Source organism: Xanthomonas sp. SHU 199 (assembly GCF_000364665.1).
Classification (GTDB): Bacteria; Pseudomonadota; Gammaproteobacteria; order Xanthomonadales; family Xanthomonadaceae; genus Xanthomonas_A; species Xanthomonas_A sontii.
The window spans coordinates 1-4063 of the sequence record NZ_AQOI01000276.1; the positions used below are offsets into that span (position 1 = coordinate 1).

Genomic DNA, 4063 nt, shown 5'->3' on the forward strand with positions numbered 1-4063 from the left:
CGCGGCGCTCTTCGCGGGTGCCGGCGCCGGCGCGTCGTCGCCGTGCGCGTCGAACTGCGCGATCAGCTCCGGCGGCGCGCGCGGCGGCTCCTGGCCGCTGCCGAAGGCATCGAGCATCGACTGCAGGTAGTCCAGCGACTGCTGCGCGGCGTCGAAGTGCCGCGCCTGCAGGGTGGCCTGGCCGGCGCGGGCCATGCCCAGGGTTTCCTCCGCCGCGTGGCACAGCTCGACCATGGCGTTGATCGCCAGGAAACCGGCACCGCCCTTGAGCGTGTGGAAGCCGCGGAACACGGCGTTGAGCTGGCCGCTGTCCTCGGGCGCCTGCTCCAGCGACACCAACTGCTCGCCGAGCCGGTCCAGGATCTCCTGGGCCTCGATGATGAAGTCGGCAGCGATGTCGTCGGGTACGGCGCTCATAGCGTTACAGTCCCAGGCCCGAGAGCAGGTCGTCGGCGTCGTGCTGCGACACGCCGTGGCGGTCCAGGCCGGGCAGGGCCGGGCCGGCCAGGTTGCCGTCGGCCTTCTTGTTTTCTTCCTTCGGCGGCAGACCCAGCGCGCCGAAGCCTTCGTGCACGCGGCGCACGATGCCGGCGACGCGACGGATGATCTGCCCGGTCAGGTCCTGGAAGCTCTGCGCCAGGGCCATTTCGGTGAGGTTGTGGCGGATCTTGTCGAGGATCTCGCTCTGGTCGCCGCTGAGGCCGCCGGCGGCGAGCTGGTCGGCCAGCGCACGGCATTCCTCGGCCAGGTCCAGGGTGCGGTGGCTGGCCTGTTCGGTCATCTCCACCACGTGGTCCAGGCGCGAGCAGGCGTCGTCCAGCTCGCCGGCCTCGCTGGGCACCACCGGCAGTTCGCCGAGCGCCTGCCCCAGATCGCGCGCGAGCCGGCTCAGGCCCTGCATCATCGGCCGCGTGCGCCAGGCGGCGAGGGTGTCGATCTCCCTGCGCCAGCCGGCCTCGTCGCCGTTCTCCAGCGCGTCCAGCGCGCCTTGCAGGCGTTCGATCAGGGCGGTACGTTCGGCGGTGGCTTCCATTTAGGCGGTCGCTCCCAGGCGTTCGAAGATCTTGCCCAGCTTCTCCTGCAGCGTCTGCGCGGTGAACGGCTTGATGATGTAGCCGTTCACGCCGCACTGCGCGGCCTCGATGATCTGCTCGCGCTTGGCCTCGGCGGTGACCATCAGTACCGGCAGGTGCTTGAGCTTGTCGTCGGCGCGGATGTTGCGCAGCAGATCGATGCCGGTCATGCCCGGCATGTTCCAGTCGGTGACCACGAACTCGAACGGCGCCGAGCGCAGCGCGGCCAGGGCGCTGTTGCCGTCTTCGGCCTCGGCGGTATTGGTGAAGCCCAGATCGCCGAGCAGATTCTTGACGATGCGTCGCATCGTCGAGAAATCGTCCACGATCAAAATCCGCATGTTCTTGTTCACCACTGACTCCTAAGGGTTCCTATTCTTCGTCTTCCAGACCGGCATCGGCGACCTCGAACGCCTTCAGGCGTCCGCGCAACCGTACCGTGGCCTGGCCATGGATCTGACACACGCGCGACTCGCTGACCCCGAGCACCGCGCCGATTTCCTTGAGGTTCAATTCCTGCTCGTAGTACAGCGACAGCACCAACTGCTCGCGTTCGGGCAACTGCGCGATGGCCTTGCCCAGCTCGCGGCCGAATTCGCTGCGCTCGAGCATCTGCTGCGGATTTGGTCCGCCCTTGGCGATGGTATCCAGCTCGCCATGGTCCTCGATGCGCGACTCCAGGCTCAGCACCTGGCCGCGGGCGGCATCTTCCATCAAACGCAGGTATTCGGGAAGCGGCATGTCCATCGCCGCGGCCACTTCGTTGGCGGCGGCGGCGCGGCCGGTGCTCTGTTCGATCTTGCGGATCGCCGAGGCGGCGTCGCGGGCGCGGCGGTGCACCGAGCGCGGCACCCAGTCGCCGCGGCGGATCTCGTCGATCATCGCGCCGCGGATGCGGATCGAGGCGTAGGTCTCGAACGAGGCGCCCTGTTCGGCGTCGTAGCTGCGCGAGGCCTCGATCAGGCCGATCATGCCGGCCTGGATCAGGTCGTCGATCTCGACGCTGGCCGGCAGGCGCGCGGCCAGGTGGTGGGCGATACGCCGGACCAGGTCCGAGTGCTGGGCGATGTAGTCGTTGGCGCTGTTGCGCTGGACGGCGCGGTAGTGGGCGGCGGCGTTCATGCGGCCACCCCGCGCTGGATGATGCGCTCGACGAAGAACTCGACGTTGCCGCGTGGGGCGGTCGGCGCCTGCCAGCGTGCGGTGCGCCGGGCGATCTCGGAGATCGCCTGCGCCGACGGGCTGGACGGGTAGGCCTTGACCACCGGCTGCTGGCGCTGCACCGACAGTCGCAGCCAGTCGTCCTGCGGCACGCAGCCCAGGTAGTTCAGCGACACGTCGCCGAGGAACTTCTCGCAGACCCGGCTGAGCTTGTCGTACAGCAGGCGGCCTTCGTTGAGGTCGCGGACCATGTTGGCGACGATCTGCACCCGGTCCACGCCGCGCTCGCGCGAGAGGACCTTGATCAGGGCGTAGGCGTCGGTGATCGAGGCCGGCTCGTCGCAGACCACCACCACCGCGTCCTGCGCGGCCTGGCAGAAGGTCAGCACGCTGTCGGTGATGCCGGCGGCGGTGTCGACGATCATCACGTCCAGCTCGCGCTGCAGCTCGGAGAACACGTTGACCAGGCCGACGTGCTGGGCGGGCGGCAGCTCGGCCATGTAGCGGCGGCCGGAGGCGGCGGGCACCACCATGAGCCCGTTGGGCATGTCGATCAGCACCTCTTCCAGGGTGCAGCGCCCGGCGACCAGGTCGGCCACGGTGAACTTGGGGGTCAGCCCGAGCAGCACGTCGACGTTGGCCAGGCCCAGGTCGGCGTCCAGCAGCAGGGTGCGCTTGCCCATGTCGGCCAGCGCCATGGACAGGTTCACCGAGATGTTGGTCTTGCCCACGCCGCCCTTGCCGCCGGTCACGGCGATGGTGCGCACCGGACCCAGCGGTTCGCTGCGCGTCGCCGACAGGGGGAAGGCATTGGTCAGATTGACGTAGTCACGCGACGGCATGGGTCTGCTCCGGAGTACAGGGCTTATCGGCAGCGCGCCGCAAATCTTCAAGGCGCAATACCAGGCTGGCGGCGTTGGCGCGGTGCAGGTCGTCCGGCACACGCTGTCCATCGGTCACCCAGGTGATGGGGAGGCGGTGGTCCACGACCACCGACAAGGCACTGCCGAACCGCCCGGTCTCGTCCAACTTGGTCAGGATGACCCCCTGTGGGTCGGCGCCGGCGAACCGGCGCACCACCTCGTCCAGGTCGGAGAAATGGGCGTTGGCGGGGAGGACCAGCAAGGATCGGACCACCCGCGAGGCGCGCAGCCAGTGCAGCTGGGCGGCCAGGGCGCGGTCGCGCTGGCCCATGCCGGCGGTGTCGATCAGCACCAGCTTGTAGTCGGCCAGGCGCTCCAGCAACTGCTGCAGCGCGGCGTCGCTGTCGGCCTCGTGCACGGCGATGCCGAGCTGGCGGCCGTAGCTGTGCAGCTGTTCGCGGCCGCCGACGCGGATGGTGTCGGTGGTGACCAGGGCCACGTCGCGGGCGGCATGGCGCTCCAGGAAGCGCGAGGCCAGCTTGGCGATGGTGGTGGTCTTGCCGGCGCCGGTCGGGCCGATCAGGGCGATCACGCCGCCTTCCTCGAGCGGGTCCAGCGCGGCGATCGGCAGGCGCTTGGACAGCAGGCCCAGCATCAGCCCGCGGCCGCGGTGCAGCTCCAGGTCGGCGGGGATCTGCATGACCACGTCGCGGGTGATGCCGCTGTCGAAGCCGTAGTCGTCCATCAGCTCCAGCGCCTGGGCGCGGACCGGCGAGCCGCGCAGGCGCTCGTCGGTGAGGCGGTTCATCTCGCGCTCGATCATCTGCCGCATCAGCGACAGTTCGTCGCGCAGCTGCGTCAATTGTTCGTCGTTCTGCGGGGCGGGGAAGGTCGGCACCGCCGCCAGCGCCGCGGCCGCCGGGATCCCGGCAGCGGCCGGCGCATCGGCGGTCGCGACGGGCGCGA

6 protein-coding genes are annotated in these 4063 nt (G+C 69.5%); all 6 read right to left on the reverse strand.

What is annotated here, in order from left to right:
- The coding region (locus D183_RS24440; RefSeq protein WP_039727012.1) for an Hpt domain-containing protein at window positions 1-417 on the reverse strand (417 nt) is incomplete at its 3' end.
- 4 nt (window positions 418-421) lie between these two features.
- Window positions 422-1033, reverse strand: coding sequence for a protein phosphatase CheZ (locus tag D183_RS0110340; protein WP_017908921.1), 612 nt, complete (start codon window positions 1031-1033; stop codon window positions 422-424).
- A complete protein-coding gene (gene cheY / locus D183_RS0110345; protein ID WP_010341542.1) occupies window positions 1034-1426 on the reverse strand; it encodes a chemotaxis response regulator CheY in 393 nt (130 codons plus the stop codon).
- Window positions 1427-1445: 19 nt separating this feature from the next.
- Window positions 1446-2195, reverse strand: a complete 750-nt coding sequence (locus tag D183_RS0110350) for an RNA polymerase sigma factor FliA (protein WP_017908923.1) — start codon at window positions 2193-2195, stop codon at window positions 1446-1448.
- Entirely contained in the window at window positions 2192-3076 is an 885-nt protein-coding gene (locus tag D183_RS0110355; RefSeq protein WP_010341540.1) for a MinD/ParA family ATP-binding protein, read from the reverse strand. Before D183_RS0110355 ends, D183_RS0110350 begins: the two co-directional genes overlap by 4 nt.
- On the reverse strand, window positions 3063-4063 hold a 1001-nt coding region (flhF, locus tag D183_RS0110360; RefSeq protein ID WP_017908924.1), incomplete at its 5' end, for a flagellar biosynthesis protein FlhF. The genes flhF and D183_RS0110355, both read right to left, overlap by 14 nt.

What these genes read in the sequence shown, in the direction of transcription:
- D183_RS0110340 (WP_017908921.1), bottom strand. Translation starts at nt 1,033, where the DNA reads ATGGAAGCCACCGCCGAACGTACCGCCCTGATCGAACGCCTGCAAGGC.
- D183_RS0110350 (WP_017908923.1), bottom strand. Translation starts at nt 2,195, where the DNA reads ATGAACGCCGCCGCCCACTACCGCGCCGTCCAGCGCAACAGCGCCAAC.
- D183_RS0110355 (WP_010341540.1), bottom strand. Translation starts at nt 3,076, where the DNA reads ATGCCGTCGCGTGACTACGTCAATCTGACCAATGCCTTCCCCCTGTCG.